Source organism: Pseudomonas sp. NY15374 (assembly GCF_048068255.1).
GTDB classification, from domain to species: domain Bacteria; phylum Pseudomonadota; class Gammaproteobacteria; order Pseudomonadales; family Pseudomonadaceae; genus Aquipseudomonas; species Aquipseudomonas machongensis.
This window is the reverse complement of sequence record NZ_JBLUPZ010000006.1, coordinates 315,251-338,164: the sequence shown is the minus strand read 5'-3', so window position 1 is coordinate 338,164 and position 22,914 is coordinate 315,251. Positions and strand designations below refer to the sequence as shown.

General features: G+C 62.3%; 28 protein-coding genes and 1 tRNA gene. 20 read left to right on the top strand and 9 right to left on the bottom strand.

Features of this window, described 5'->3' with window-relative positions; translation table 11 throughout:
• Window positions 1–202 precede the first annotated feature (202 nt).
• Window positions 203–415: a hypothetical protein gene (locus tag ACNFHO_RS15510; RefSeq protein WP_416766794.1), complete on the bottom strand. Its 213-nt coding sequence runs from the start codon at window positions 413–415 to the stop codon at window positions 203–205.
• 150 nt (window positions 416–565) lie between these two features.
• Between ACNFHO_RS15510 and ACNFHO_RS15505 the strand changes: the two genes are divergently transcribed.
• From ACNFHO_RS15505 to ACNFHO_RS15465, 9 genes are read left to right on the top strand one after another with little or no spacing between them, the layout of a single operon-like run.
• A complete protein-coding gene (locus ACNFHO_RS15505) occupies window positions 566–1,228 on the top strand; it encodes a morphogenetic protein (protein ID WP_416766793.1) in 663 nt (220 codons plus the stop codon).
• Complete coding sequence (locus ACNFHO_RS15500; RefSeq protein ID WP_416766792.1) at window positions 1,219–1,596, top strand: HNH endonuclease; 378 nt, start codon at window positions 1,219–1,221, stop codon at window positions 1,594–1,596. Before ACNFHO_RS15505 ends, ACNFHO_RS15500 begins: the two co-directional genes overlap by 10 nt.
• Complete coding sequence (locus ACNFHO_RS15495; RefSeq protein ID WP_416766791.1) at window positions 1,593–1,844, top strand: hypothetical protein; 252 nt, start codon at window positions 1,593–1,595, stop codon at window positions 1,842–1,844. The genes ACNFHO_RS15500 and ACNFHO_RS15495 overlap by 4 nt, the downstream gene beginning before the upstream one ends.
• Window positions 1,841–2,122: a hypothetical protein gene (locus ACNFHO_RS15490; RefSeq protein WP_416766790.1), complete on the top strand. Its 282-nt coding sequence runs from the start codon at window positions 1,841–1,843 to the stop codon at window positions 2,120–2,122. Before ACNFHO_RS15495 ends, ACNFHO_RS15490 begins: the two co-directional genes overlap by 4 nt.
• Complete coding sequence (locus tag ACNFHO_RS15485) at window positions 2,119–2,514, top strand: phage protein NinX family protein (RefSeq protein WP_416766789.1); 396 nt, start codon at window positions 2,119–2,121, stop codon at window positions 2,512–2,514. The genes ACNFHO_RS15490 and ACNFHO_RS15485 overlap by 4 nt, the downstream gene beginning before the upstream one ends.
• Window positions 2,511–2,711 (top strand): hypothetical protein, encoded by a 201-nt coding sequence (locus tag ACNFHO_RS15480; RefSeq protein ID WP_416766788.1) that lies wholly within the window; start codon window positions 2,511–2,513, stop codon window positions 2,709–2,711. The genes ACNFHO_RS15485 and ACNFHO_RS15480 overlap by 4 nt, the downstream gene beginning before the upstream one ends.
• Window positions 2,712–2,766: 55 nt before the next feature.
• Entirely contained in the window at window positions 2,767–3,264 is a 498-nt protein-coding gene (locus tag ACNFHO_RS15475) for a hypothetical protein (RefSeq protein ID WP_416766787.1), read from the top strand.
• Window positions 3,265–3,302: 38 nt separating this feature from the next.
• Window positions 3,303–3,545 (top strand): DUF4224 domain-containing protein, encoded by a 243-nt coding sequence (locus tag ACNFHO_RS15470; protein WP_416766786.1) that lies wholly within the window; start codon window positions 3,303–3,305, stop codon window positions 3,543–3,545.
• A 1-nt stretch (window position 3,546) separates the two neighbouring features.
• Window positions 3,547–4,608 (top strand): tyrosine-type recombinase/integrase, encoded by a 1,062-nt coding sequence (locus ACNFHO_RS15465; protein ID WP_416766785.1) that lies wholly within the window; start codon window positions 3,547–3,549, stop codon window positions 4,606–4,608.
• Between the two features lie 110 nt (window positions 4,609–4,718).
• Here ACNFHO_RS15465 and ACNFHO_RS15460 read toward each other — a convergent pair.
• Window positions 4,719–4,806, bottom strand: a tRNA-Ser gene (locus ACNFHO_RS15460).
• A 124-nt stretch (window positions 4,807–4,930) separates the two neighbouring features.
• Between ACNFHO_RS15460 and ACNFHO_RS15455 the strand changes: the two genes are divergently transcribed.
• The 8 genes from ACNFHO_RS15455 (at window position 4,931) to ACNFHO_RS15420 (ending at window position 10,699) form a co-directional block, all read left to right on the top strand.
• The gene (locus ACNFHO_RS15455) at window positions 4,931–5,602 is read left to right on the top strand and encodes a Bax inhibitor-1/YccA family protein (protein ID WP_054892316.1); all 672 of its coding nucleotides are present in this window, start codon (window positions 4,931–4,933) and stop codon (window positions 5,600–5,602) included.
• 184 nt (window positions 5,603–5,786) lie between these two features.
• A complete protein-coding gene (locus ACNFHO_RS15450; RefSeq protein WP_416766784.1) occupies window positions 5,787–7,166 on the top strand; it encodes a nucleobase:cation symporter-2 family protein in 1,380 nt (459 codons plus the stop codon).
• Window positions 7,167–7,252: 86 nt separating this feature from the next.
• Window positions 7,253–7,645 (top strand): sulfurtransferase complex subunit TusD, encoded by a 393-nt coding sequence (gene tusD / locus ACNFHO_RS15445; RefSeq protein WP_054892318.1) that lies wholly within the window; start codon window positions 7,253–7,255, stop codon window positions 7,643–7,645.
• A gap of 1 nt (window position 7,646) precedes the next feature.
• A complete protein-coding gene (gene tusC, locus ACNFHO_RS15440) occupies window positions 7,647–8,006 on the top strand; it encodes a sulfurtransferase complex subunit TusC (protein WP_416766783.1) in 360 nt (119 codons plus the stop codon).
• Window positions 8,006–8,302 (top strand): sulfurtransferase complex subunit TusB, encoded by a 297-nt coding sequence (gene tusB, locus ACNFHO_RS15435; protein ID WP_416766782.1) that lies wholly within the window; start codon window positions 8,006–8,008, stop codon window positions 8,300–8,302. The genes tusC and tusB overlap by 1 nt, the downstream gene beginning before the upstream one ends.
• Entirely contained in the window at window positions 8,299–8,634 is a 336-nt protein-coding gene (locus ACNFHO_RS15430) for a TusE/DsrC/DsvC family sulfur relay protein (RefSeq protein WP_416766781.1), read from the top strand. The genes tusB and ACNFHO_RS15430 overlap by 4 nt, the downstream gene beginning before the upstream one ends.
• Before the next feature lie 8 nt (window positions 8,635–8,642).
• Window positions 8,643–9,641 (top strand): glycosyl transferase family protein, encoded by a 999-nt coding sequence (locus tag ACNFHO_RS15425; protein WP_416766780.1) that lies wholly within the window; start codon window positions 8,643–8,645, stop codon window positions 9,639–9,641.
• A 98-nt stretch (window positions 9,642–9,739) separates the two neighbouring features.
• Window positions 9,740–10,699 (top strand): glutathione S-transferase family protein, encoded by a 960-nt coding sequence (locus ACNFHO_RS15420; protein ID WP_416766779.1) that lies wholly within the window; start codon window positions 9,740–9,742, stop codon window positions 10,697–10,699.
• A 119-nt stretch (window positions 10,700–10,818) separates the two neighbouring features.
• On the opposite strand, the gene cysG is transcribed toward ACNFHO_RS15420, so the two are convergent.
• The 6 genes from cysG to ftsK all read right to left on the bottom strand — a co-directional run bounded on the left by cysG (window position 10,819) and on the right by ftsK (window position 18,333).
• Window positions 10,819–12,210 (bottom strand): siroheme synthase CysG, encoded by a 1,392-nt coding sequence (gene cysG / locus ACNFHO_RS15415; RefSeq protein WP_416766778.1) that lies wholly within the window; start codon window positions 12,208–12,210, stop codon window positions 10,819–10,821.
• Window positions 12,211–13,491: a serine--tRNA ligase gene (gene serS, locus ACNFHO_RS15410; RefSeq protein WP_063544265.1), complete on the bottom strand. Its 1,281-nt coding sequence runs from the start codon at window positions 13,489–13,491 to the stop codon at window positions 12,211–12,213.
• Window positions 13,492–13,521: 30 nt separating this feature from the next.
• Window positions 13,522–13,896 (bottom strand): fluoride efflux transporter CrcB, encoded by a 375-nt coding sequence (gene crcB, locus ACNFHO_RS15405; protein WP_054892326.1) that lies wholly within the window; start codon window positions 13,894–13,896, stop codon window positions 13,522–13,524.
• Window positions 13,893–15,218: a replication-associated recombination protein A gene (locus tag ACNFHO_RS15400; RefSeq protein WP_054892327.1), complete on the bottom strand. Its 1,326-nt coding sequence runs from the start codon at window positions 15,216–15,218 to the stop codon at window positions 13,893–13,895. The genes crcB and ACNFHO_RS15400 overlap by 4 nt, the downstream gene beginning before the upstream one ends.
• A gap of 11 nt (window positions 15,219–15,229) precedes the next feature.
• On the bottom strand, window positions 15,230–15,853 hold the full coding sequence (lolA, locus tag ACNFHO_RS15395) for an outer membrane lipoprotein chaperone LolA (protein ID WP_054892328.1): 624 nt from the start codon (window positions 15,851–15,853) through the stop codon (window positions 15,230–15,232).
• A 62-nt stretch (window positions 15,854–15,915) separates the two neighbouring features.
• Window positions 15,916–18,333 carry a DNA translocase FtsK gene (ftsK, locus tag ACNFHO_RS15390; protein ID WP_063544263.1) on the bottom strand — a complete coding sequence of 806 codons (2,418 nt, stop codon included), beginning with the start codon at window positions 18,331–18,333 and terminating at the stop codon, window positions 15,916–15,918.
• A 407-nt stretch (window positions 18,334–18,740) separates the two neighbouring features.
• Between ftsK and aat the strand changes: the two genes are divergently transcribed.
• The 3 genes from aat (at window position 18,741) to infA (ending at window position 20,506) form a co-directional block, all read left to right on the top strand.
• Complete coding sequence (aat, locus tag ACNFHO_RS15385; RefSeq protein WP_063544261.1) at window positions 18,741–19,421, top strand: leucyl/phenylalanyl-tRNA--protein transferase; 681 nt, start codon at window positions 18,741–18,743, stop codon at window positions 19,419–19,421.
• A 55-nt stretch (window positions 19,422–19,476) separates the two neighbouring features.
• On the top strand, window positions 19,477–20,184 hold the full coding sequence (locus tag ACNFHO_RS15380; protein WP_054892331.1) for an arginyltransferase: 708 nt from the start codon (window positions 19,477–19,479) through the stop codon (window positions 20,182–20,184).
• Window positions 20,185–20,287: 103 nt separating this feature from the next.
• Window positions 20,288–20,506 carry a translation initiation factor IF-1 gene (gene infA / locus ACNFHO_RS15375; RefSeq protein ID WP_002553999.1) on the top strand — a complete coding sequence of 73 codons (219 nt, stop codon included), beginning with the start codon at window positions 20,288–20,290 and terminating at the stop codon, window positions 20,504–20,506.
• A gap of 121 nt (window positions 20,507–20,627) precedes the next feature.
• On the opposite strand, the gene clpA is transcribed toward infA, so the two are convergent.
• Complete coding sequence (gene clpA / locus ACNFHO_RS15370) at window positions 20,628–22,898, bottom strand: ATP-dependent Clp protease ATP-binding subunit ClpA (protein ID WP_054892332.1); 2,271 nt, start codon at window positions 22,896–22,898, stop codon at window positions 20,628–20,630.
• Window positions 22,899–22,914 lie beyond the last annotated feature (16 nt).

Sequence of the window (22,914 nt, the reverse complement as noted above, 5' to 3'; positions counted from 1 at the left end):
AGCGCTGGATCTGCCCAATCCCAGAACACATTTCCACGAACACGCATGTGACCCTCCTTAACTTTTTAGCTTTCATCCATTAGAGGGTCAAAATAGATCGCACAAAAAAAACCTACAAGTGACTTAAATCAGCAATCTCTTACGAATCGACAGCCGGCATAAAGTTATACAGATGTATCTGTTTTGTATAACTTTATTGGAATCAAGGAGAGCCGCTCTGAACTTTCGTTTCGGCTGTAAGCGAATCAGCAAATTCGATCCAAGCGTTGAACGCAGCACGCTGCGCGTCGCATGCAGCTTGCCATTCCGGCCCTCCCAAGCGCCCGTAAGCTACCTGATTCATGGTGGTTGATGTGAGCGAATCAAGCTCCCTTAGCAATTTGTAAGCACGATATCTTTTTTCTATATCCGGCATGGTCTTTTATCCATTTTGCATAGCAAGGATTTGAGCCTTCCAAGACTTCTGCCCGGTGGACCTTCCCTGGTCTCACTTATTTCCTCCGATATTAACTAATCCGCCGAATGGCGGCGAGGCGAAGCTATGTCTCAAGTAAAGGAACGACCGATGCTCTTCAACGGGCCGATGGCCAGCGCTGTGCTGGATGGCCGCAAAACAGTTACCCGCCGCGTGGTCAGCGCACGGTCACTCAAGGACATTGGCTACGGCGTTCAGTTGGGCGAATGCCATGAGCTGCCGGCGGATGGCAAGGTGCACCCGAACAGCGCCAGCTATTACGCTGACCTATGCCCTTATGGCCAGCCTGGCGACCTGCTGTGGGGGCGAGAAAGCTTCTGGCAGGCAGGCGAATGGACTTCCTCATACCCTGAAGGCGACTGCGACAAGTGGAATGGCTCTCGCCGCATCCACTACCGCGCTGATGGCGAGCCGCCAAATGAGCCGAACCGCCACCATCCCCGTGCCTTGCGCAACGGTTCCTACTCCGCCGCCGACCCGGACCGGATTTGGCGTGCAAGACCGAGCATCCACATGCCCCGCTGGGCAAGCCGAATTCTGCTGGAGATCGCCGAGGTTCGAATCGAGCTGCTGCAGCACATCACCATCGGCCAGATCTGCAAAGAAGGCCTGGCCCGCTCAATGTACGAGTTCATGCCCGTCACCCAGGCCTTTGATGCTTTCGCCGAGCTGTGGAACTCCACGGGCGGGGACTGGGACTCCAACCCGTGGGTCTGGGTCGTCGAGTTCCAGAGGATCGAGCCATGCGCCTGAAGAAAGCTGAGCGCGAACAGGTCCGCATGAAGTACGGCGGCCGCTGCGCATATTGCGGCGTCGAACTCGGCGAGCGATGGCACGCCGACCACTTCGAGCCAGTGGTGCGCAACTGGGGCGAGGCGGCGAAGACCGTACCAGCCATCCGCCCGGAGAACCACAACCTGGCCAACATGATGCCAGCCTGCGCGCCCTGCAACCTGAGCAAGCACCGCATGCAGCTCGAGGACTGGCGACGCTGGCTGGCCGGCCACGTCCACAGCCTCAACCAGTACCACCCCATCTACCGCCTGGCCAAGGCCTACGGCTTGATCGCCGAGACTGGGGCCGATGTCGTCTTCTACTTCGAAAAGGTGCAGCAGCCATGACCCGCCTCGCCCTCCTCCTCGCGCTGCTGGCCACCGGCGCCAGCGCCCAAGAAAACGTCATCGACGTGCAGCACGACAGCCAGCGCGGCGTCACCTGCTACCTGCTGAATGGGGTCGGCATCAGCTGCATCCCCGACAGCCAGCTCAGCGCAGGCAACCAGCGCCAGGTCTCCCCGCACGAAACCCAACCCGAACCTACACCTGCTGCCGCCCCGGCGGCGTGGATTGATGAGAGGTATCAGCTGTGAAGATCGGAAAGCTATTTCTCGGCCTGAAATGGTGTTACGGCGGCAAGGATGAGGCAGTTGTCGCCAGCTGGGCGCTGAAGTGCGGTTACTGGCGCTGGGCGGTCTGGTGGCGCAAGCCAAAGAAGGTGCTGTGCCTTCCTGCCTTCGGGCCATCCATGGCGGTCGGCACCCGGTACTACATCGGCCATGGTCACTTCGGCGCTTGGGTTCGGCTTCCGCTGATCGGCTCGTTTTCCATTTCCACCCAGCCACCCTACCCCGCGCAGGTGCAGCCATGACCGACCTGATCGAAGTGAGGGTATCCAACATGGCCGGAGCAGCGCTCGACTGGGCGGTGGCCATGGCCGCAGGGTTCACCATAGATCCGGAATGCCGGACAACCGTGTGGCACCCCGATGGAGTGCCCTGCAGCATCAGCATCCGAGGTGCCGCGCTGGGCTTCGGTTATCGCCCCTCAAGCTCTTGGGAGCAAGGCGGCCAGCTGATCGATAGGCACCGCGGCAGCGCTCAGCACCGCCCAGGCCTTGCCGAGGATGTCTGCTACTGCGGCGGCCCAGAGGGCGCCGACGTCTGGTGCTACGGCCCCACCGCCCTGGTCGCGTTCTGCCGAGGATTCGTGCGGTACAAGCTGGGCGAGTTCGTCCAGGTGCCCAAGGAGCTCATGCAATGAGGAGGCTGATCTATCGCATCAACCGCTGGCTCCCTTTCGGCGGGCTGCCGATTGCCAGAATCAACTTCCGGGGAGAAACCTGCACCCTCTACAAAAATGGCTGGGTGCTCATCAGCGACGGCAAAAGCAGCGATGCACTGCCCCTCAGCTTTACCAGCCAGGCCCTCGTCGACGCCTTCGAAGCCGAGCTCGCCTAGACCCTCCCCCAACTATTCAACTCAAGCCCGCCGACTGCGCGGGCGAGGATGTCCTATGTCCGCAACCAACCGATTCCGCCAGGTCGCCAACGATGCGCTGGTGATGATCAGCGAGAACCTGCAGCCAGGCGCCAAATTGGCGCTGGTGATCTACACGGCAGGCAAGCCAGAGCTGGATATCGTCCTGAAGGACAGCGGCCTCGAAGTCGATGAGGCCGTGAACACGTTGCGCCGGCGCGGAGGCCTCAGCCTCGATGGCGACAACGCCTACAAGCGCGGGATCTGCGACGTCATCATCGGCGCCCTTGCCACGGGCAAACAGAACAACAACCCGCCGCCTGCCGATCACTGGGGCCTGGAGTTCTGGGATATCGGGCGCGCCGAGGGCGCACTGCAGGAAGAACTGGTGCAGGCGGTGCGCCTGCTGCGCAAGGAGCTGGATTCCTGCCAACGCGTAATCCACTACGCCGGAGGCTTCACGCCTGCCTACGTCGACAATGCCCAAGCCGCCATCAAGGTGGCTGATGCGGTGCTCACAAAAATCCCCGCCTGACCACCAACTGCCGCCACCGGCGGCGTGGAGACCATCCCATGGAAACCGAGATCCTTTCGGACGAAGAGCTGGCCGAGCTGACCGGCTACAAGGCTAGGGGCTACCAGCGCCGCTGGCTCCAAGAACGCGGCTGGGTGTTCGTTGAGAGTCGAAGCGGCCGCCCTCTGGTGGGGCGCCACTATGTGCGTATGAAGCTGGGTGTCACGCTTGAAGTGGTGCCGATGGCACCGCCGCCAAGCGTAGCTCCAGCCTGGACGCCAGATATTTCGAAGGTGAGGTGAGATGCGCCCAAGGAAGACCGAAAACCGCGACCTGCCGCCGGGCATGTACCGGCGCAAGCGCACCAGTAAGAGCAAGAAGAACCCGGGAAAGGAGTGGGTCAGCTACTTCTACCTGGACAAATCCGGAAAGCCGGTACCTCTTGGCACCGATCTGAGTCTGGCGAGGTTGAAGTGGGCCGAACTTGAGTCCAAGGACAAGCCGAAAGACCTGGTCACGATGGGGGCCATCTTCGATCGATACCTGCGCGATATCGTCCCAAAGAAAGCGCCGCGCACCCAGAAGGACAACATCGCAGAGATTCGCCAACTCCGAGACTACTTCGCTTCGGCTCCGATCGACGGCATCACGCCGGCGCATGTAGCAAAGTATCGGGATGCAAGGACAGCACCGGTCAGGGCGAATCGCGAGATCGCCACCCTATCGCACATATTCAACATTGCCAGGGAATGGGGGCTCACCACGCGCGAGAACCCGTGTCAGGGCGTGCGCAAGAACAAGGAAGTGCCGCGGGACTTCTACGCGAACGAGTCGATTTGGAACGCGGTTTATGCGAAAGCCGTGGGTGAGCTGAAGGATGCCATGGACCTGGCATATTTGACGGGCCAGCGTCCGGCGGACGTGCTGGTGATGAGGCGGGACGACATTGAGGATAAGGCCCTTGGCGTCAAGCAGAAGAAGACCCAAAAGAAGCTTCGGATCATGCTGGAGGTTGATGGGGTGGAGAGCAGCCTGGGCGCTCTGATCAGGAAGATTCTGGAGCGCAACGCTCCGCATGGCTCGCCGTACCTCCTGCTGACCGACAGCGGCAAGCGGGTCACTGCACCAATGCTTCGCCATCGCTGGGATGACGCCAGGGAGGAAGCGGTGAAGGAAGCCGTATCCGCCGGAGACCAGGTGCTGGCCGGCAGGATCAGCCAGTTCCAGTTCCGCGACATTCGCCCGAAAGCGGCCTCCGAGATCACCGATGTCGACCACGCCAGCCTGCTGTTGGGCCACACCAAAGGTGATATTACCGAGCGGGTTTATCGTCGAATTGGAGCCCTGGCGAAACCCACCAAGTAGCGAAGTATTGTCAGCGCTGACAAATCAAACCATTCCCAAAGGTGTTCCCACGGGTGGTTTTTCTATACCCCAAAAACGCAAAAAGCCCTGAATAATCAGGGCTTTGAATATGGCGGAAGCGTAGAGATTCGAACTCTAGGATAGTTGCCCATCGACGGTTTTCAAGACCGTTGCCTTAAACCACTCGGCCACGCTTCCAGCTTGTTTTGCGGCGGCAATCATACCGTAATGAAACACGCTGTCAAACTCTCTCTGTCGCCCGTTGCAGAGGCTCTGTTATGATCTTTGCATCTGAACGTTTCAAACCCACAGGAGTGTCGCCATGCGCGAACAGGATTACGCCGTACAACACGGCCAGCAGGTCGAGCAGCAGGAGGTCAGCAAGGTCCTGCGCAACACGTACAGCTTGCTGGCGCTCACGCTTGCCTTCAGCGGCGTGATGGCTTTCGTCGCTCAACAGATGCGCGTCGGTTACCCGAACATCTTCGTGGTGCTGATCGGCTTCTACGGGCTGTTCTTCCTCACCGCCAAGCTGCGTGATTCGGTCTGGGGCCTGGTTTCTACCTTCGCCCTCACCGGCTTCATGGGCTTCATCCTCGGCCCGATCCTCAACCGCTACCTCGGCATGGCCGGTGGTGCTGAAGTGGTCAGCTCGGCCTTCGCCATGACCGCTCTGGTATTCGGTGGCCTGTCGGCCTACGTGCTGATCACCCGCCGCGACATGAGCTTCCTCAGCGGCTTCATCACCGCAGGCTTCTTCGTGTTGCTGGGTGCCGTGGTCGCGAGCTTCTTCTTCCAGATCAGCGGCCTGCAACTGGCGATCAGCGCAGGCTTCGTGCTGTTCTCGTCGGTCTGCATCCTGTTCCAGACCAGCGCCATCATCCATGGCGGTGAGCGCAACTACATCATGGCGACCATCAGCCTGTATGTATCGATCTACAACCTGTTCGTCAGCCTGTTGCAACTGTTCGGCATCATGGGTCGTGACGACTGATCGCTAGCGATTGGACGATTCAGGAAAGCCCGCTTCGGCGGGCTTTTTTGTGGGCGGATGCTTTTAGGGTTGCACGCCCTCCCCGCCACAAAGAAACAAAGAGCAGCCCAGCCAAGACGTACCTCTACCCCTTCGCCGTCGGGCCCCGTAGAATGCGCTCCTTTTTTCTTCGGGGCGGTTTCCCATGAGTTCACTCGAACACGAGCCGGGCGCGACGGCGCCTGCCAACGAACTGGTCCTTGGCCTCGAGGACAAGCCGCGGCCACTGATCGGCCTGCTGGCGGCACTGCAGCACTTGTTGGCGATCATCGTGCCAATCGTCACTCCCGGCCTGTTGATCTGCCAGGCGCTGGGCGTTTCGCCGCGAGACACCAACCTGATCGTGTCGATGTCGTTGGTGATCTCGGGCATCGCCACCTTCGTCCAGTGCAAGCGTTTCGGGCCATTCGGCGCGGGATTGCTGATCGTCCAGGGCACCAGCTTCAACTTCGTCGGGCCGCTGATTGCCGGTGGTGCGCTGATGGTCAAGCAGGGCACGCCGGTCGAAGGCGTGATGGCGGCGATCTTCGGGGTCGTGATCGCCGGCTCGTTCGTGGAGATGGGCGTTTCACGCATCCTGCCATTCATCAAGCGCCTGATCACCCCGCTGGTGACCGGCATCGTGGTGCTGATGATCGGCCTCACCCTGATCAAGGTTGGCCTGATCAGCATGGGTGGTGGCTTTACGGCCATGGGCAACGGCACCTTCGCCAATGGCGAGAACCTGCTGCTCTCGGGCGTGGTGCTGGCCATCATCGTGATCCTCAACCGGATTCCGGTGGTGTGGATGCGCAGTTGCGCCATCGTCATCGCGCTGGCGGTGGGCTATGCGCTGGCAGGCTACCTGGGGCGCCTGGACTTCACTGGGATGCACGAGGCCGCGCTGTTCCAGGTGCCGGTCCCGCTGCACTTCGGCCTGGGCTTCTCCTGGGCGCTGTTTATTCCGATGCTGGTGATCTATCTGGTGACCTCGCTGGAAGCCATCGGCGATGTGACAGCCACCAGCAAAGTGTCGCGCCAGCCGGTCGAGGGGCCAGTGTGGATGCAACGGATCAAGGGCGGGGTGCTGGTCAATGGTGCCAACTCGCTGCTGGCGGGCCTGTTCAACACCTTCCCTAGCTCGATCTTTGCGCAGAACAATGGGGTGATCCAACTGACGGGCATCGCCAGCCGCCATATCGGTGTCTGGATCGCGCTCATGCTGGTATTGCTGGGGCTGTTCCCGAGCGTGGCCGGGGTAATCCAGGCCGTGCCGGAGCCTGTACTGGGTGGCGCTGCGATGGTGATGTTCGGTGCGGTAGCGGCATCAGGGATCAATATCCTGGCCAGCACCCGCCTGGACCGTCGGGCGCTGCTGATCATCGCCGTGTCGCTGGCCCTGGGGCTGGGCGTGGCGCAGGTGCCGGAGTTCCTGGCGCACATGCCGGCGGCGCTGCGCAACGTACTGGAGTCGGGCGTTGCCACCGGTGGCATCTGCGCCCTGGTGCTGAACTGGTTCCTGCCAGAGAGCAAGGAACACGCCTGACCACCGTTGCAGGCAGACAAAAGCCCGCGCCTACAGGTGCGGGCTTTTTGCTTTATCATGGCGGCATTTCTTTGCACGAGCCTTCCATGAAATTCGCCATCGCGGTGTTTTCTCCGGCCCATGCGCCCTCCTCGCGCCGCGCGCTGCGCTTCGCCGAGGCGGCCCTGGCCGGCGGACACGAGATTACCCGACTGTTCTTCTACCAGGACGGGGTGCACAGCGCCTCGGCCAACGTCGTCGCGCCTCAGGATGAACAGGATGTGGCGGCGCAATGGCGCAGCTTCATCAGCGACCATCAGCTCGATGCCGTGGTCTGCATCGCCGCAGCATTGCGCCGGGGCGTGCTCGACGAGGCCGAAGCCAACCGTTACCAGCGCCCTGCCGTGAACCTGCCCAAACCCTGGGAACTGTCCGGCCTTGGGCAACTGCACGAAGCTGCGCAAACGGCAGACCGCCTGGTCTGCTTCGGAGGCGATTGAAATGGCCAGATCCTTGTTGATCGTCAGCCGTCAGGCGCCTTGGAATGGGCCATCCGCCCGCGAAGCGCTGGATATCGCGCTTGCCGGTGGCGCCTTCGACCTGCCGCTGGGCATGCTGTTTCTCGACGACGGTGTCTTCCAGCTCGCCAGCAGCCAGCAACCGGCGCTGCTGCAGCAGAAGAACCTTGCCGCCAACCTGCAGGCGCTCCCGATGTTCGGGGTCGAGGAACTGTTCGCCTGCGCGCACAGCCTCCAGCAACGCGGGCTGGACGGCAGCACGCTGGAACTGCCGGTACAGGTTCTCGACGATGCAGCGCTGCGCGCACTGATCGCCCGTTTCGACCAGGTGGTGACCCTCTGATGACGACCTTGCATGTAATCAGCCATTCGCCCTTCGGCGACGACCGTCTGGCCAGTTGCCTGCGTTTGCTGGACACCCAGGACGCGCTGCTGCTGTGCGGCGATGCAACCTACGCCCTCAAGCCTGGCAGCGAACCTTACCGGGTGTTGCAGGCTGCTGGCCTGGAGCAACGCCTGTTCGCCCTCGAAGAAGACCTACTGGCCCGCGCAATCCCCAGCGAGTTGGCAAAAGCCGTGGACTATCCCGCCTTCGTCGAGCTCTCGCTGCACTACGACAAGGTCAACACCTGGCTATGAGCAACCTGACTGTCGGCGATCGCTCGATCGCCCTGGACAAGGACGGCTTCCTGGTCGACTTGGAGGACTGGTCCCACGAGGTCGCCCAAGCCCTGGCCGCCCGTGAAGCGATCGCCTTGACCCCGGACCACTGGGAAGTCCTCGAACTGCTGCGTCAGTTCTACGACGAATATCAACTTTCGCCAGCGACTCGTCCGCTGATCAAGTACACCGCCCTGAAGCTGGGCCCGGACAAGGGCAACAGCCCGCACCTGAATCGTCTGTTCAACGGCACCCCCGCCAAACTGGCCGCCAAGCTGGCGGGCCTGCCCAAGCCGACCAACTGCATATGACCGAGCCGATGACCGACAGCCCAAGCCCCCTGACCCTGGAAACCCCGGCCGAACACCCCTTCGCCGAATTCGTGCGCATTCTTGGCAAGGGCAAGCGAGGGGCACGGGGCTTGACCCGCGAGGAAGCGCGCGCGGCGATGACACTGCTGCTCGAAGGGAAAGTCGAAGACACCCAACTGGGCGCCTTCCTGATGCTGCTGCGGCACAAGGAGGAAAGTGCCGAGGAACTGGCTGGTTTCACCGAAGCCCTGCGCAGCCACCTGCAAGCACCATCGATCGCCGTGGATATCGACTGGCCAAGCTATGCCGGCAAGAAGCGCCACCTGCCCTGGTACCTGCTGGCCGCCAAGTGCCTGGCTGGCAACGGCGTGCGCATTCTCATGCATGGCGGCGGCGCCCACACGGCCGGGCGCCTGTACACCGAACAGTTGCTCACCCTGTTGGATATCCCCCTCTGCCGTGACTGGCAAGCGGTCGCCAGCAGCCTGGATCAGCAGCAACTGGCCTTCTTCCCGTTGCAGGACTGGGCGCCGCAGTTGCAGCGGATGATCGACCTGCGCAACACCTTGGGCCTGCGCTCGCCGATCCACTCCCTGGCCCGCGTGCTCAACCCGCTCGGCGCCCGCTGCGGCCTGCAAAGCATCTTCCACCCCGGCTACCAGGCCGTGCACCGCGAAGCCAGCCGCCTGCTCGGCGATCACGCCCTGGTGATCAAAGGTGATGGCGGCGAGATCGAGGTGAACCCCGATGTCGTCAGTCACTTGTACGGCACTACCGGCAGCGAGGCCTGGGACGAAGAATGGCCCGCGCTGAGCGCACAACGCCACGTCAAGCCGGCAACGCTTGAGCCTGAGCATCTGTTGACGGTATGGCGCGGCGCGGCGCAGGACAGCTATGGCGAGCTGGCAGTAGTCGCGACCATGGCCCTCGCGCTGCGCGGTCTGGGCCAGGATCGCGAACTGGCGTTCAGCACCGCGCGCACGTTCTGGTCAAACCGAAACATCTAATCACTCGATCAATGACTGGCGATATTTGCGCTATTTATTCGAACGGTATGCCCTAGACTGAGCTCCAACGACAAACGACTTGGTAATTGGAGCTCCACATGGGCCTTTTGATCGACGGCCGCTGGCATGACCAGTGGTACCAGAACAGCAAGGATGGCGCCTTCCGCCGCGAAAACGCCCAGCGCCGCAATGCGCTACCTGCGGCCGAAGCAGGCCGTTACCACCTGTATGTTTCGCTGGCCTGCCCATGGGCGCACCGCACCCTGATCGTCCGCGCACTCAAGGGCCTGGAGCCACTGATCGACGTATCTGTGGTGAGCTGGCTGATGGGCGAGCATGGTTGGACCTTCGACACCGCACAAGGCTCGACGGGCGATCATCTCGACGCCCTCCAGTACCTGCATCATCGCTATACCTTGGATGATCCGCACTACACCGGCCGGGTGACGGTACCGGTGCTATGGGACAAGCAAGAGAAGCGCATCGTCAACAACGAATCAGCGGAAATCATCCGCATCTTCAACAGCGCGTTCGATGAGTTGACCGGCAACCGTCTGGACCTCTATCCCGAACCACTGCGCGCGACTATCGATGCACTCAACGAACGCATTTACCCGGCGGTGAACAACGGCGTTTATCGCGCAGGCTTCGCCACCACCCAGGAGGCGTACGAGGCAGCGTTCGATGAGGTGTTCAATGAGCTGGATCACCTGGAGGCACTGCTCGACACCCAGCGCTACCTGGCCGGCGAATACCTGACCGAGGCGGATGTAAGGCTGTTCACCACGTTGGTACGCTTCGATGCGGTGTACCACGGGCACTTCAAGTGCAACCTGCGACGACTGGCGGACTACCCGAACCTCTCCAACTGGCTGCGCGAGCTTTATCAGTGGCCGGGGGTGGCGCAGACGGTGAATATGGAGCATATCCAGAAGCACTACTACATGAGCCACAAGACCATCAACCCGAACGGCATCGTGCCCAAGGGGCCGTTGCAGGACTTCACGCTGCCCCATGACCGTGAGCGGTTGGCGGGCAAGGGAATATGGCAGGGTTGACGTCGCTGGGGCTGCTTCGCAGCCCATTCGCGGGCAAGCCCGCTCCCACAGGTTTAAAGCGGCGCTGTACCTGTGGGAGCGGGCTTGCCCGCGAATGGATCACAAAGTGGTGCCAGTGATCAGCTGTTCTGTGCCCCTTCGAACCAGGTCAGCTTGTCACGCAACTGCACCACTTCCCCAACGATCACCAGGGTCGGCGCATGCACTTCATGCCGGGCGACCAGGTCCGGCAGGTCTGCCAGGGTACCGGTGAACACGCGCTGATTGCGGGTAGTGCCCTGCTGCACCAGCGCTGCCGGCGTGCTTGCCGCACGACCATGACGGATCAACTCGGCGCAGATGGTCGGCAAGCCAACCAGGCCCATGTAGAACACCAGGGTCTGGGCTGGCGCCACCAGGTCATTCCAAGGCAGGTTGCTGGTGCCGTCCTTGAGGTGACCCGTGACGAAGCGCACCGACTGGGCGTAGTCGCGGTGAGTCAGCGGAATACCGCCGTAGGCCGAACAGCCGCTGGCCGCCGTGATACCCGGCACCACCTGGAAGGGGATGCCCTCATCGGCCAGTTCCTCGATCTCCTCGCCGCCACGGCCGAAGATGAACGGATCGCCGCCCTTCAGGCGCAACACACGCTTCCCTTGGCGGGCCAGATCGACCAACAGGCGGTTGATCTGGTCCTGGGGCACGGCATGGTCAGCGCGACGCTTGCCGACATAGATGCGCTCGGCATCACGCCGGCACATCTCGATGATGGCCGGAGCCACCAGACGGTCGTAAAGCACCACGTCAGCCTGCTGCATCAGGCGCAAGGCACGGAAGGTCAACAAGTCGGGATCACCAGGGCCGGCACCGACCAGATAGACCTCACCGCCCTGCTGCACTGGCACGCCATCGACCATGGCCTGCAACAGGCGCTCGGCTTCGGCGCCCTGCCCGGCCAACTGGCGCTCGGCGATCGGCCCCTGGAACACTGTCTCCCAGAAGCCGCGCCGCTGGTTGACGTCCGGGTACAGCGACTTGACCTTGTCACGAAAACGCGCGGCCAGGCCTGCCAGCTCGCCATAGGTGGACGGAATCCAGGCCTCGAGCTTGGCCCGGATCAAGCGTGCCAGCACGGGCGCATCGCCGCCACTGGATACCGCCACCACCAAGGGCGAGCGATCGACGATGGCAGGGAAGATCACCGTGCACAGGGCCGGTGCGTCCACCACGTTGACCGGCAGGCTGCGCGCTTGTGCGTCTTCCGACACCTGCGCGTTGAGCGCCGGGTCATCGGTGGCAGCGATCACCAGACGGCACCCCTCCAGGTCAGCGACCTGATAGCCACGCACCAGCACCTCTCCGCTGCCTTCCCTGGCCAGTGCGGCCAACTGGCCGTCGACTTCCGGCGCGACCACCCGTAGCACACCCCCGGCATCCGCCAGCAGGCGCGCCTTGCGCAGGGCGATCTCACCGCCGCCGACGACCAGAACCCGGCCGCCCTGCAGCTTATGGAACAGCGGCAGGTACTTCATTTAGCGGATAACCTCGACGCCGCCCATGTAAGGCTTGAGCACCTCAGGTACGCGAATCGAACCATCGGCCTGCTGGTAGTTCTCCAGCACCGCAACCAGCGTACGGCCCACGGCCAGGCCCGAGCCGTTGAGCGTGTGTACCAGCTCCGGCTTGCCGGTTTCCGGATTGCGCCAGCGCGCCTGCATGCGGCGGGCCTGGAAGTCGCCGCAGTTGGAGCAGGAGCTGATTTCGCGGAACTTGCCCTGGCTCGGCACCCACACTTCCAGGTCGTAGGTCTTCACTGCGCCGAAGCCCATGTCGCCGGTGCACAGGGCCAGCACGCGGTATGGGAGTTCCAGCAACTGCAGCACGCGCTCGGCGTTGGCGGTCAGGCCTTCCAGGGCTTCCATCGACTTGGACGGCTCCACCACCTGGACCATCTCGACCTTGTCGAACTGGTGCTGGCGGATCATGCCGCGAGTGTCACGGCCCGATGCACCGGCTTCGCTGCGGAAGCACGGGGTGTGGGCGACCAGTTTCAGCGGCAGTTGCTTGGCGTCGAGGATCTCGCCCGCCACCAGGTTGGTCAGCGACACTTCGGCGGTCGGGATCAGGTAGAAGTCGGCCTCGCCTTCGCGGGTGATCTTGAACAGGTCTTCCTCGAACTTCGGCAACTGGCCGGTGCCCTGCAGGGCCGGGGCCTGTACCAGGTACGGGGTATAGTGCTCCTCGTAGCCGTGCTCGCCGGTGTGCAGGTTGATCATGAACTGCGCCAGGGCGCGGTGCAGGCGGGCGATCGGCCCACGCAGCACGGCAAAGCGCGCGCCGGACAGCTTGGCCGCGGCCTCGAAGTCCAGGCCACCGCTGACTTCACCCAGGGCAACGTGGTCCTTGATCTCGAAGTCGAAGACCTGCGGCGTGCCCCAGCGGCGTACTTCGACATTGTCTTCTTCGCTGGCGCCGACCGGCACGCTGGCGTCCGGCAGGTTGGGGATGGTCAGCAGGATGCCGTCGAGCTCGGCCTGGATCTCGTCCAGCTCGGCCTTGCCGGCCGCCAGCTCGTTGGCCATGCGCTCGACGTCCGCCATCAGCGGGGCGATGTCTTCGCCCTTGGCCTTGGCCTGGCCGATGGATTTGGAACGGGCATTACGCTCGGCCTGCAGCTGCTCGGTGCGGGTCTGCACCGACTTGCGGCGCTCTTCCAGTGATTCGATGCGCGCGACATCCAGGCTGAAGCCACGGGAGGCCAGGCGTTCCGCCACTTCCTGAAGTTGGCCGCGTAACAGTTTGGAATCGAGCATATCGTTCTCTCGTTGTGTTTAGGTGTTGGTTCAGATTCGGGTCAGGGCCAGGCCAGCCCAGGTGGCGAGCAGCCCGCCCAGCACGCTGGCGGCGGCATAGCCGAAGGCCAGGGGCGCCTGTCCGCTTTCGAGCAGGCGCACGGTATCCAGTGAAAAGGATGAAAAGGTGGTCAACCCGCCGACGAAGCCGACGATCAGCCCCGCACGTACCTCGATCGGCACGCCGGGCTTATTGAGAAACAGGCCGTACAGCACACCAATGATCAGGCAGCCCACCAGATTGACCGCAAGCGTAGCGAGATAGAAGTGCCGTGGCCAGTGGGCATTGACCCAGTTGCCCGCCGCAAAGCGAAGCAAGGTGCCAGCAATACCTGCGGCGCTCACCGAAGCGATCAGGGCAATCACGTTTTTCTCCGTTGACGGGGGCTGTTGCGGTCCAGTTCGGCAAGGTGGCGCAGTTTCTCGCCAATCTTCAATTCCAGGCCACGTGGCACTGGCTGGTAATAGGGGCGTGGCTCGAGCTCGTCGGGGAAGTAATCTTCGCCAGCTGCGTAGGCATCCGGCTCGTCGTGGGCGTAGCGGTACTCATCGCCATAGCCCAGTTGCTTCATCAGCTTGGTCGGTGCGTTGCGCAGGTGCAGTGGCACTTCGAGCGAGCCATGCTCGGCGGCCTCGCGCAGGGCGGTCTTGAAGCCCATGTAGACGGCGTTGCTCTTGGGTGCGCAGGCAAGGTAAGTGATGGCCTGGGCCACCGCCAGCTCGCCCTCGGGGCTGCCCAGGCGTTCCTGGACATCCCAGGCTGCCAGGCACAGGCTCAGTGCGCGGGGGTCGGCGTTACCGATGTCCTCGCTGGCCATGCGCACCACGCGACGGGCGATGTACAAAGGATCGCAACCGCCATCGAGCATGCGCGCGAACCAGTACAGCGCACCGTCAGGATTGGAGCCGCGCACCGACTTGTGCAGCGCTGATATCTGGTCATAGAACGCCTCGCCACCCTTGTCGAAGCGGCGGCGGCTGTCGCCAAGCAGGCTTTGCAGCATCTGCACGTCGATTTCGCTGCCATCCTCGGCAAGGTCGGAAGCGTTCTCGAGGAAGTTGAGCATGCGCCGACCATCGCCATCGGCGGCAGCCATGAGCATTTTGAACGCCTCATCGCCGACCCGCAGGTTGCGCTTGCCCAGCCCACGTTCTTCGGTCAGCGCACGGTTGACCAACTTGCGCAGGGCCGCTTCGTCCAGGCTCTTGAGCACATAGACCCGGGCCCGCGACAGCAAGGCGTTGTTCAGTTCGAACGAAGGGTTTTCGGTGGTGGCGCCGATGAACAGCAAGGTGCCGTCTTCGACGTAGGGTAGAAAGGCATCCTGCTGGGACTTGTTGAAGCGGTGCACTTCATCCACGAACAGGATGGTACGCCGACCATACTGGCCGGCCTGCTGCTTGGCCACCTCGACGGCCTGGCGGATTTCCTTGACCCCCGCCAGCACCGCCGAGACCGTCTCGAAATGTGCATCGCAAAACTGCGCAAGCAGCCGGGCCAGCGTCGTTTTGCCAACCCCCGGCGGCCCCCAGAAGATCATCGAGTGCAGCGCACCCTGCTCCAGCGCTTCACGCAGCGGCTTGCCGCGCGCCAGCAGGTGCTCCTGGCCCACGTACTCGTCCAGGTTGGACGGACGCAGGCGAGCAGCCAGGGGCTGAGCAACAGGTTCGCTTCGAAACAGGTCCATGATGCCTCGCGTTACTCCTGGATGACGTCGGCGCCTTCCGGGATCTTGAACTGGAACGTGCTCGCCGGGACAGCCTGGTTGGCCTTGACCCCGTTGAACAGGATGTTGGTGCGCTGACCGACGCTGTCGATCAGTTGCATGTCATTGATCAGCCCTTTGCGGAACGAGATGCGCAGGGAGTCGAACAGCGTGTCCTTGGTCTTGGGCTTGAGGGTGAAGTCCATGACCTCCCCCTGCTCCTTCGACGCGATGTCGAAGCTTTGGCTGATCTTGGAGACATCGCCGGACAGCAGCAGCGCCGGGGTCTGGCTCAAACGCACGTCAAGCTTCTTGACCGTGGCCTGTTCCAGGTCCGGGTCCCACAGGGTGACTTTTTGCCCATCGGACACCACCACCTGCTCCTGCGGAGCATCGGTGTGCCAGTAGAACAGCCCCGGACGCTTGACCGTCATCTTGCCGGTCGTTTCCTGCAAGCTGGTGCCGCTGGCATCCAGGGTCAGCTGGGAGAAGTTGGCCTCGATGGTCTGGGACTTTTCCAGCAATTGGGTCAGGCGCTGTACGTCTTGCTCACCGGCATGAGCCGTAACCGAGCCCAGGGTCAGGGCAGAAACCAACAGCATGCGAATCGCGCGCATGGGAATCCTCATTGAGCAGTGAATAGGCCGAACGCCGTCGTTGGCGCCCGGCAAAGTGATCATCAATCGCGCGGGCCACCCGGGGCAATCACTTCCCGCGAGCCGTTGCTGTTCATCGGGGTGACTACGCCGGCCATCTCCATCGCCTCGATCATCCGCGCGGCGCGGTTGTAGCCGATCTTGAGCTTGCGCTGTACCGCAGAGATCGACGCCCGGCGGCTCTCGAGTACGAACTGCACCGCTTCGTCGTACAGGGCGTCGGTTTCCGCATCGTCACCATCGCCACCACCGCCGCCACCTTCGAAGCCGCTGCCGGCCTCTTCGACACCGTTGAGGATGTCGTCGTTGTAGTCCGGTGCGCCACGCAGCTTCCACGCCTCGACCACGCGATGCACTTCATCGTCGGACACGAAGGCACCATGAACACGGATCGGTAGGCTGGTACCCGGCGGCATGTAGAGCATGTCACCATGACCGAGCAGCTGCTCGGCACCGCCCTGGTCGATGATGGTCCGCGAGTCGATCTTGCTCGACACCTGGAACGCCATGCGGGTCGGGATGTTGGCCTTGATCAGGCCGGTGATCACATCGACCGACGGACGCTGGGTGGCAAGGATCAGGTGGATACCGGCCGCCCGCGCCTTCTGGGCGATCCGCGCGATCAGCTCTTCGACCTTCTTGCCGACGATCATCATCATGTCGGCGAATTCATCGACAACCACCACGATGGTCGGCAGGGTCTTGAGCGTCGGCGGCTCGTCTTCCATGCTCTCGCGACGGTACAGCGGATCGTGGATGACCTCACCCGCTTCCTGGGCGTCCTTGATCTTGCGGTTGAAGCCCGCCAGGTTACGCACGCCCATGGCAGCCATCAGCTTGTAGCGGCGCTCCATCTCGGCGACGCTCCAGCGCAGGGCGTTGGCGGCGTCCTTCATGTCGGTGACCACCGGGCACAGCAGGTGCGGAATGCCTTCGTAGATCGACAGTTCGAGCATCTTCGGGTCGATCATGATCAGCCGCGCATCTTCAGGGCCGGACTTGAACAGGATCGAAAGGATCATCGCGTTCACACCCACCGATTTACCGGAACCGGTGGTACCGGCCACCAGCAGGTGCGGCATCTTGGCAAGGTCGGTGATCACTGGCTTGCCGCCGATGTCATGCCCCAGCGCGAGGGTGACCGGCGACTTCTGCTCGTCGTACTGCGGGGTCGACAGCACTTCGGAGAAACGCACCATCTGGCGGTTCTCGTTGGGGATTTCGATACCCACGGTAGTCTTGCCGGGGATCACCTCGACCACCCGCACGCTGGTCACTGCCAGTGAACGCGCCAGGTCCTTCGCCAGGTTGGCGATGCGGCTGACCTTGACACCTGCAGCCGGCTGGATTTCGTAACGGGTAATCACCGGGCCCGGATGGATGGAGTCCACCGACACCTCGACACCGAATTCCTTCAGCTTGATTTCCAGCAGGTGACCGACGCCAGCCAGCGACTCGGGCGAATACTCGATCTTCTTCTGCTCGGCCGGGTCGAGAATGGAGATCGACGGCAGCGTGCCTTCGACGGCGCTGTCGACGAACAGCGGCGCCTGCTTCTCCTTCATCACCCGCTTGCTCGGTTCGGCAGCCTTGGGCGGCGGCGCGGGGATGTTGATCACCGGGGCCGGCTGTTGCTCGCGCTGGGCCACGTGCTTGGTGAGTGCCTCGTCGCGCTCGATGATGCGCTCGCGGGCCTTGATCTGCTCGCGTTTGTCCGCGACCACAGGAGCAACCACCTCATCTACCTGGTCATCTACCTCGCGCAGTTGCGCCACCAGGCGCTTGCGCTCGTTGCGCGCCTCCCACCAGCGAGTGGCTGCGCCCTGCACCAGTTCGAACAGATCGAGGGTGATCTTGCCGGTGACATCCATCACCTTGAACCAGGACAGATCGGTGAACACGGTCAGGCCGAACAGGAACAGGGCGATGAACATCAGCGTGCTGCCCTGCACGTTCAGCAGGTTGCGCGCCAGGTCACCCAGGCTTTCACCCAGGGCACCGCCTGCGGAGAACGGCATGCTCGCGGTGGGGTGGAAATGGATATGCGCCAGCGCCGCGCCCGACAGCACCAGGAACACCAGGCCGATCAAGCGCCAGGAGAACAACCAGCCGCTCCATTGCCAGGGCTGATGGCGCTCGCGGAAGATCTGCCAGGTCTTGATTGCCAGCAGCAACGGGAAAATGTAGGCGAAGTAGCCGAGCACCATGAACAGGATGTCGGCGAAGAAGGCTCCGGCGCGCCCGGCAGCATTCTGCACCTGGTCGACGTTGCTGGTGTGGCTGAAGCTCGGATCGGACGTGTCGTAGGTCAGCAGCGCCATCCACAGGTACAGGCACAGGGCACCGACGGCGATCAGCGCGCCTTCCTTGAGGCGATAATGCAACTGCTGGCGCCACAATGGCACGGGCAAAGGGGTCGGGGTTGCGGTGGATTTCTTCAAAACGCGTCTATTCCTGCGCTCGCTGCGCGTTAAATAGTGATCGAGCCGATGACTGGCCGACGAACCACTACTTTTATCATTACTGCCCGCCTGCCGCCATGGCGGCACGCCGCATGGCACATGAACGGAGGGCCGATTTCCATGGGTGCAATTTGAGCATGCATTTTGTTCTGTGACAAAGGCTTATGCTGTATTTTTGCACAGGTATGACAGCAAATGTCCGGGTTGGTGCCGGATGGCTCATTAATGCGTAGGAAAGCGCCGTATACGCTGTGCTAAAACCACCAATGGCGGGCAGGAACCAATCCCATTCGCTGGCAGCCCCTCGGGCAGCACAAGGCCAGACGTTGACCACGTTTCTTTCAGCCGCCATGCTGCCCTCTCCCGTCCCCTACCGCCGAAAGACCATGCTCACCTGGCTGACCCGCGACTCGCTGACCTTCCCGCCCCTGGAAAAAGCCCTGAACGAGCCCAACGGCCTGCTCGCCGCCGGTGGCGACCTGACGCCGGAGCGCCTGATCCAGGCCTATCGTCATGGCTGCTTTCCCTGGTACCAGGACGGCCAACCCATCCTCTGGTGGTCACCGGACCCGCGCACCGTACTCTTCCCGGACGAGTTGCACGTTTCGCGCTCACTGGCCAAGCTCCTGCGCCAGGGCCGCTACCAGGTCAGCTTCGACAGCGACTTCGAACGGGTCATCGCCGCTTGCGCCGCACCGCGCGACTACGCCGACGGTACCTGGATCACCGACAGCATGCAGGCCGCGTACTGTGAACTGCATCGACGCGGCATCGCCCATTCGGTGGAGGTGCGCCAGGATGGCGAGCTGGTCGGTGGCCTGTATGGCTTGGCCATGGGCCAGCTGTTCTTCGGAGAGTCCATGTTCAGCCGTGCCGACAACGCTTCGAAGGTGGGCTTCGCGACCCTGGTCGAGCACCTGCGCCAGGCCGGCTTTGCCCTGATCGACTGCCAGATGCCGACCAATCATTTGCACAGCCTCGGTGCTCGCGCCATCAGCCGCGCCGAGTTCGCCGGTTATCTCGCGCACCACCTCGACGAGCCCAGCAAGGCAACCTGGGTTCGCTAGGCGAGTTCCCATTGCTGGCATACACTTAAGACAACGTCTTGCCGAGGGGTCGATCATGACAGAGTTGGCGCGGTTGAAGTTCTATGCCACTCAACCTCACTCCTGCAGCTATCTGCCGGAGGAGCAGGCGACCACGCTGTTCCTGGACCCCAGCCAGCCGATGGACGTCCATGTGTACGCCGACCTTTCTGAAATGGGTTTTCGTCGCAGCGGCGATCATCTCTATCGCCCGCACTGCCAGAATTGCAATGCCTGCGTGCCGGCACGCATCCCCGCGGCACGCTTCATCCCCAACCGCCAGCAGCGGCGCATCCTCAAACGCAACGCCGACGTCACCGTCACCGCTGCGCGCCCAGCCTTCAAGGAAGAGTACTTCGACCTGTATCGACGCTACATCGAACAGCGCCATTCGGACGGCGACATGTATCCGCCCAGCCGCGACCAGTTCTCCACCTTCCTGGTACGCGACCTGCCATTCTGCTGGTTCTACGAGTTCCGCCTCGAAGGCCGCCTGCTGGCGATCGCCGTGTGCGACCTGCTGCCCAACGGCCTTTCGGCGGTCTACACCTTCTACGAGCCCGATGAAGAACGTCGCAGCCTGGGGCGCTTTGCCATTCTCTGGCAGATCACCGAAGCGCTGCGGCAGAATCTCGAGGCTGTCTACCTGGGTTACTGGATCAAGAACTGCAAGAAGATGAACTACAAGACCCAGTATCGCCCCATCGAACTGCTGATCAACCAGCGCTGGGTCAGCCTCAACTGAAAGCATTGGCTTGAAACACAGTTTTCGGGCATAATCCACGCCACTTTTTTTGCCCGGTGCAGTCGTGCGTCGGGCCATCACTGGATACCGAGGGCTTTACTGCATGTCGAAAGAAGACAGCTTCGAAATGGAAGGCACTGTCGTCGACACCCTGCCCAACACCATGTTCCGCGTGGAGTTGGAAAACGGGCACGTCGTTACCGCGCACATCTCCGGCAAGATGCGCAAGAACTACATCCGTATTCTCACTGGCGATAAGGTTCGCGTCGAACTGACGCCATACGACCTGAGCAAGGGCCGCATCACCTACCGCGCCCGCTAAGCTCCAGCCATGAAAAAGCCCGGCCTATGTGCCGGGCTTTTTTGTATCTGCTTGAATGTAGACCGGCCGTGCCTGTGATCGCGACCAAAGCCGCTCCCACAGGCACAGCGCGACACCGCTGTTACGCAACCTCGGCCGTGGTCTCGAAATCGAAGACCAGCTCACCGTCACGCAACTCGACATGCACCACGCCACCGTGCTCGGACAGCTCGCCGAACAGGATCTCCTCGGCCAGCGGCCGCTTGATCTTGTCCTGGATGAGTCGTGCCATCGGGCGTGCGCCCATCTGCACGTCGTAGCCCTTGACTGCCAGCCAGCCGCGCGCCTCGTCGCTGACCTCCAGCAACACGCGCTTGTCTTCCAACTGGGCCTGCAGCTCGATGAGGAACTTGTCGACGATACTCTTGATCGTCTCGTGACTCAGGCGGCCGAACTGGATGATGGTGTCCAGGCGGTTGCGGAACTCCGGCGTGAAGCTCTTGCGGATGACTTCCATGGCATCGGACGTGTGATCCTGCTGGGTAAAGCCGATCGAGGCACGCGCCGCGGTTTCGGCACCCGCGTTGGTGGTCATGATCAGGATCACGTTGCGGAAGTCTGCCTTGCGCCCGTTGTTATCGGTCAGCGTCCCGTGGTCCATCACCTGCAGCAGCAGGTTGAAGACTTCAGGATGGGCCTTCTCGATCTCATCGAGCAGCAGCACACAGTGCGGTTGCTTGGTGATCGCCTCGGTCAGCAGACCGCCCTGGTCGAAACCGACATAGCCGGGCGGCGCACCGATCAGGCGCGACACGGTATGCCGCTCCATGTACTCGGACATGTCGAAGCGCACCAGCTCCACCCCAAGCGCCTTGGCCAGCTGACGTGCAGCCTCGGTCTTGCCGACACCGGTAGGCCCTGCGAACAGGAACGAACCGACCGGCTTGTCCGGCGCCTTCAGGCCTGCACGCGACAGTTTGATGGCGGTTGACAGCGAGTCGATCGCCGCATCCTGACCGAACACGGTCAGCTTGAGGTCACGCTCCAGATTACGCAGCAGCTCCTTGTCGGAACTGGTGACGTGCTTCGGCGGAATCCGCGCGATCTTGGCGACGATGTCCTCGACCTGCGGCACCTCGATGCGCTTGACCCGGCTGGCTTCCGGCTGCAGGCGCTGGTACGCACCCGCTTCATCGATCACGTCGATGGCCTTGTCCGGCATGTGGCGGTCATTGATGTAGCGAGCAGCCAGTTCTGCAGCCGCGCGCAGCGCCTCATCGCTGTACTCGATGTTGTGGTGGCTTTCGAAACGCCCCTTCAGGCCACGCAGGATACCAACGGTATCTTCCACCGACGGCTCGCTGACATCGACCTTCTGGAAACGCCGCGCCAGGGCGCGGTCCTTCTCGAAGATGCCACGGAATTCCTGGAAGGTGGTCGAACCGATGCAGCGGATATCGCCTGAGGACAGCAACGGCTTGAGCAGGTTGGACGCATCCATCACCCCACCGGATGCCGCACCGGCACCAATGATGGTGTGAATCTCGTCGATGAACAGGATTGCCTGCGGACGCTTGCGCAGCTCACCCAGCAGCGCCTTGAAGCGCTTCTCGAAATCGCCGCGGTATTTGGTGCCGGCCAGCAGTGCACCCAGGTCGAGCGAGTAGACCACGCTCTGCGCCAACAGGTCCGGCACCTGGCCATCGACGATGCGCTTGGCCAGGCCTTCGGCGATGGCAGTCTTGCCGACGCCCGCCTCCCCGACCAGCAGCGGGTTGTTCTTGCGGCGGCGGGCCAGGATCTGCGCGACGCGCTCGACCTCCTGCTCACGCCCCACCAGCGGATCGATACGACCGGCACGGGCCAGTTCGTTGAGGTTGCTGGCATAGGCGTCCAGCGGGTTGCTTGACGAAGACGCCTCGCCTCCCTCCTCATCCTGCATTTCCTGGTCGCTGTCGGCATGCGGACCGTGCCCCGGCACTTTGGAGATGCCATGGGCGATGTAGTTGACCACATCGATGCGCGCCACGCTCTGCTGCTTGAGCAGGAACACGGCCTGGCTTTCCTGTTCGCTGAAGATCGCTACCAGCACATTGGCACCGGTCACTTCACGCTTGCCGGAGCTTTGCACGTGGAAAACGGCGCGCTGCAGCACACGCTGGAAACCAAGCGTAGGCTGGGTTTCGCGGTCCTCGTCGTGGACGGGAATCAGTGGCGTGGTCGAATCGATGAACTCCTGCAGGTCATGCTTGAGCTTGTCGAGATTGGCGCCACAGGCGCGCAGAACGGTCGCGGCGGCCTCATTGTCAAGGAGTGCCAGCAACAGGTGTTCGACGGTCATGAATTCATGACGCTTCGAACGGGCCTCCTTGAAGGCCAGATTGAGGGTGACTTCGAGCTCGCGGTTTAACATAGCTTCACCTCATACC

Excerpts from the sequence above, each read along its gene's own strand:
- lolA (WP_054892328.1), bottom strand. The coding sequence starts at position 15,853 with ATGCGCGCGATTCGCATGCTGTTGGTTTCTGCCCTGACCCTGGGCTCG.
- aat (WP_063544261.1), top strand. The coding sequence starts at position 18,741 with ATGCTCACCTGGCTGACCCGCGACTCGCTGACCTTCCCGCCCCTGGAA.
- ACNFHO_RS15425 (WP_416766780.1), top strand. The coding sequence starts at position 8,643 with ATGACCGACAGCCCAAGCCCCCTGACCCTGGAAACCCCGGCCGAACAC.
- tusB (WP_416766782.1), top strand. The coding sequence starts at position 8,006 with ATGACGACCTTGCATGTAATCAGCCATTCGCCCTTCGGCGACGACCGT.
- ACNFHO_RS15480 (WP_416766788.1), top strand. The coding sequence starts at position 2,511 with ATGAGGAGGCTGATCTATCGCATCAACCGCTGGCTCCCTTTCGGCGGG.
- tusD (WP_054892318.1), top strand. The coding sequence starts at position 7,253 with ATGAAATTCGCCATCGCGGTGTTTTCTCCGGCCCATGCGCCCTCCTCG.
- ACNFHO_RS15495 (WP_416766791.1), top strand. The coding sequence starts at position 1,593 with ATGACCCGCCTCGCCCTCCTCCTCGCGCTGCTGGCCACCGGCGCCAGC.
- ACNFHO_RS15455 (WP_054892316.1), top strand. The coding sequence starts at position 4,931 with ATGCGCGAACAGGATTACGCCGTACAACACGGCCAGCAGGTCGAGCAG.
- ACNFHO_RS15470 (WP_416766786.1), top strand. The coding sequence starts at position 3,303 with ATGGAAACCGAGATCCTTTCGGACGAAGAGCTGGCCGAGCTGACCGGC.
- ACNFHO_RS15420 (WP_416766779.1), top strand. The coding sequence starts at position 9,740 with ATGGGCCTTTTGATCGACGGCCGCTGGCATGACCAGTGGTACCAGAAC.
- ACNFHO_RS15465 (WP_416766785.1), top strand. The coding sequence starts at position 3,547 with ATGCGCCCAAGGAAGACCGAAAACCGCGACCTGCCGCCGGGCATGTAC.
- ACNFHO_RS15500 (WP_416766792.1), top strand. The coding sequence starts at position 1,219 with ATGCGCCTGAAGAAAGCTGAGCGCGAACAGGTCCGCATGAAGTACGGC.
- ACNFHO_RS15510 (WP_416766794.1), bottom strand. The coding sequence starts at position 415 with ATGCCGGATATAGAAAAAAGATATCGTGCTTACAAATTGCTAAGGGAG.
- ACNFHO_RS15400 (WP_054892327.1), bottom strand. The coding sequence starts at position 15,218 with ATGGACCTGTTTCGAAGCGAACCTGTTGCTCAGCCCCTGGCTGCTCGC.
- ACNFHO_RS15450 (WP_416766784.1), top strand. The coding sequence starts at position 5,787 with ATGAGTTCACTCGAACACGAGCCGGGCGCGACGGCGCCTGCCAACGAA.
- serS (WP_063544265.1), bottom strand. The coding sequence starts at position 13,491 with ATGCTCGATTCCAAACTGTTACGCGGCCAACTTCAGGAAGTGGCGGAA.
- clpA (WP_054892332.1), bottom strand. The coding sequence starts at position 22,898 with ATGTTAAACCGCGAGCTCGAAGTCACCCTCAATCTGGCCTTCAAGGAG.
- ACNFHO_RS15475 (WP_416766787.1), top strand. The coding sequence starts at position 2,767 with ATGTCCGCAACCAACCGATTCCGCCAGGTCGCCAACGATGCGCTGGTG.
- ACNFHO_RS15430 (WP_416766781.1), top strand. The coding sequence starts at position 8,299 with ATGAGCAACCTGACTGTCGGCGATCGCTCGATCGCCCTGGACAAGGAC.
- infA (WP_002553999.1), top strand. The coding sequence starts at position 20,288 with ATGTCGAAAGAAGACAGCTTCGAAATGGAAGGCACTGTCGTCGACACC.
- cysG (WP_416766778.1), bottom strand. The coding sequence starts at position 12,210 with ATGAAGTACCTGCCGCTGTTCCATAAGCTGCAGGGCGGCCGGGTTCTG.
- ACNFHO_RS15505 (WP_416766793.1), top strand. The coding sequence starts at position 566 with ATGCTCTTCAACGGGCCGATGGCCAGCGCTGTGCTGGATGGCCGCAAA.
- tusC (WP_416766783.1), top strand. The coding sequence starts at position 7,647 with ATGGCCAGATCCTTGTTGATCGTCAGCCGTCAGGCGCCTTGGAATGGG.
- ACNFHO_RS15380 (WP_054892331.1), top strand. The coding sequence starts at position 19,477 with ATGACAGAGTTGGCGCGGTTGAAGTTCTATGCCACTCAACCTCACTCC.
- ACNFHO_RS15485 (WP_416766789.1), top strand. The coding sequence starts at position 2,119 with ATGACCGACCTGATCGAAGTGAGGGTATCCAACATGGCCGGAGCAGCG.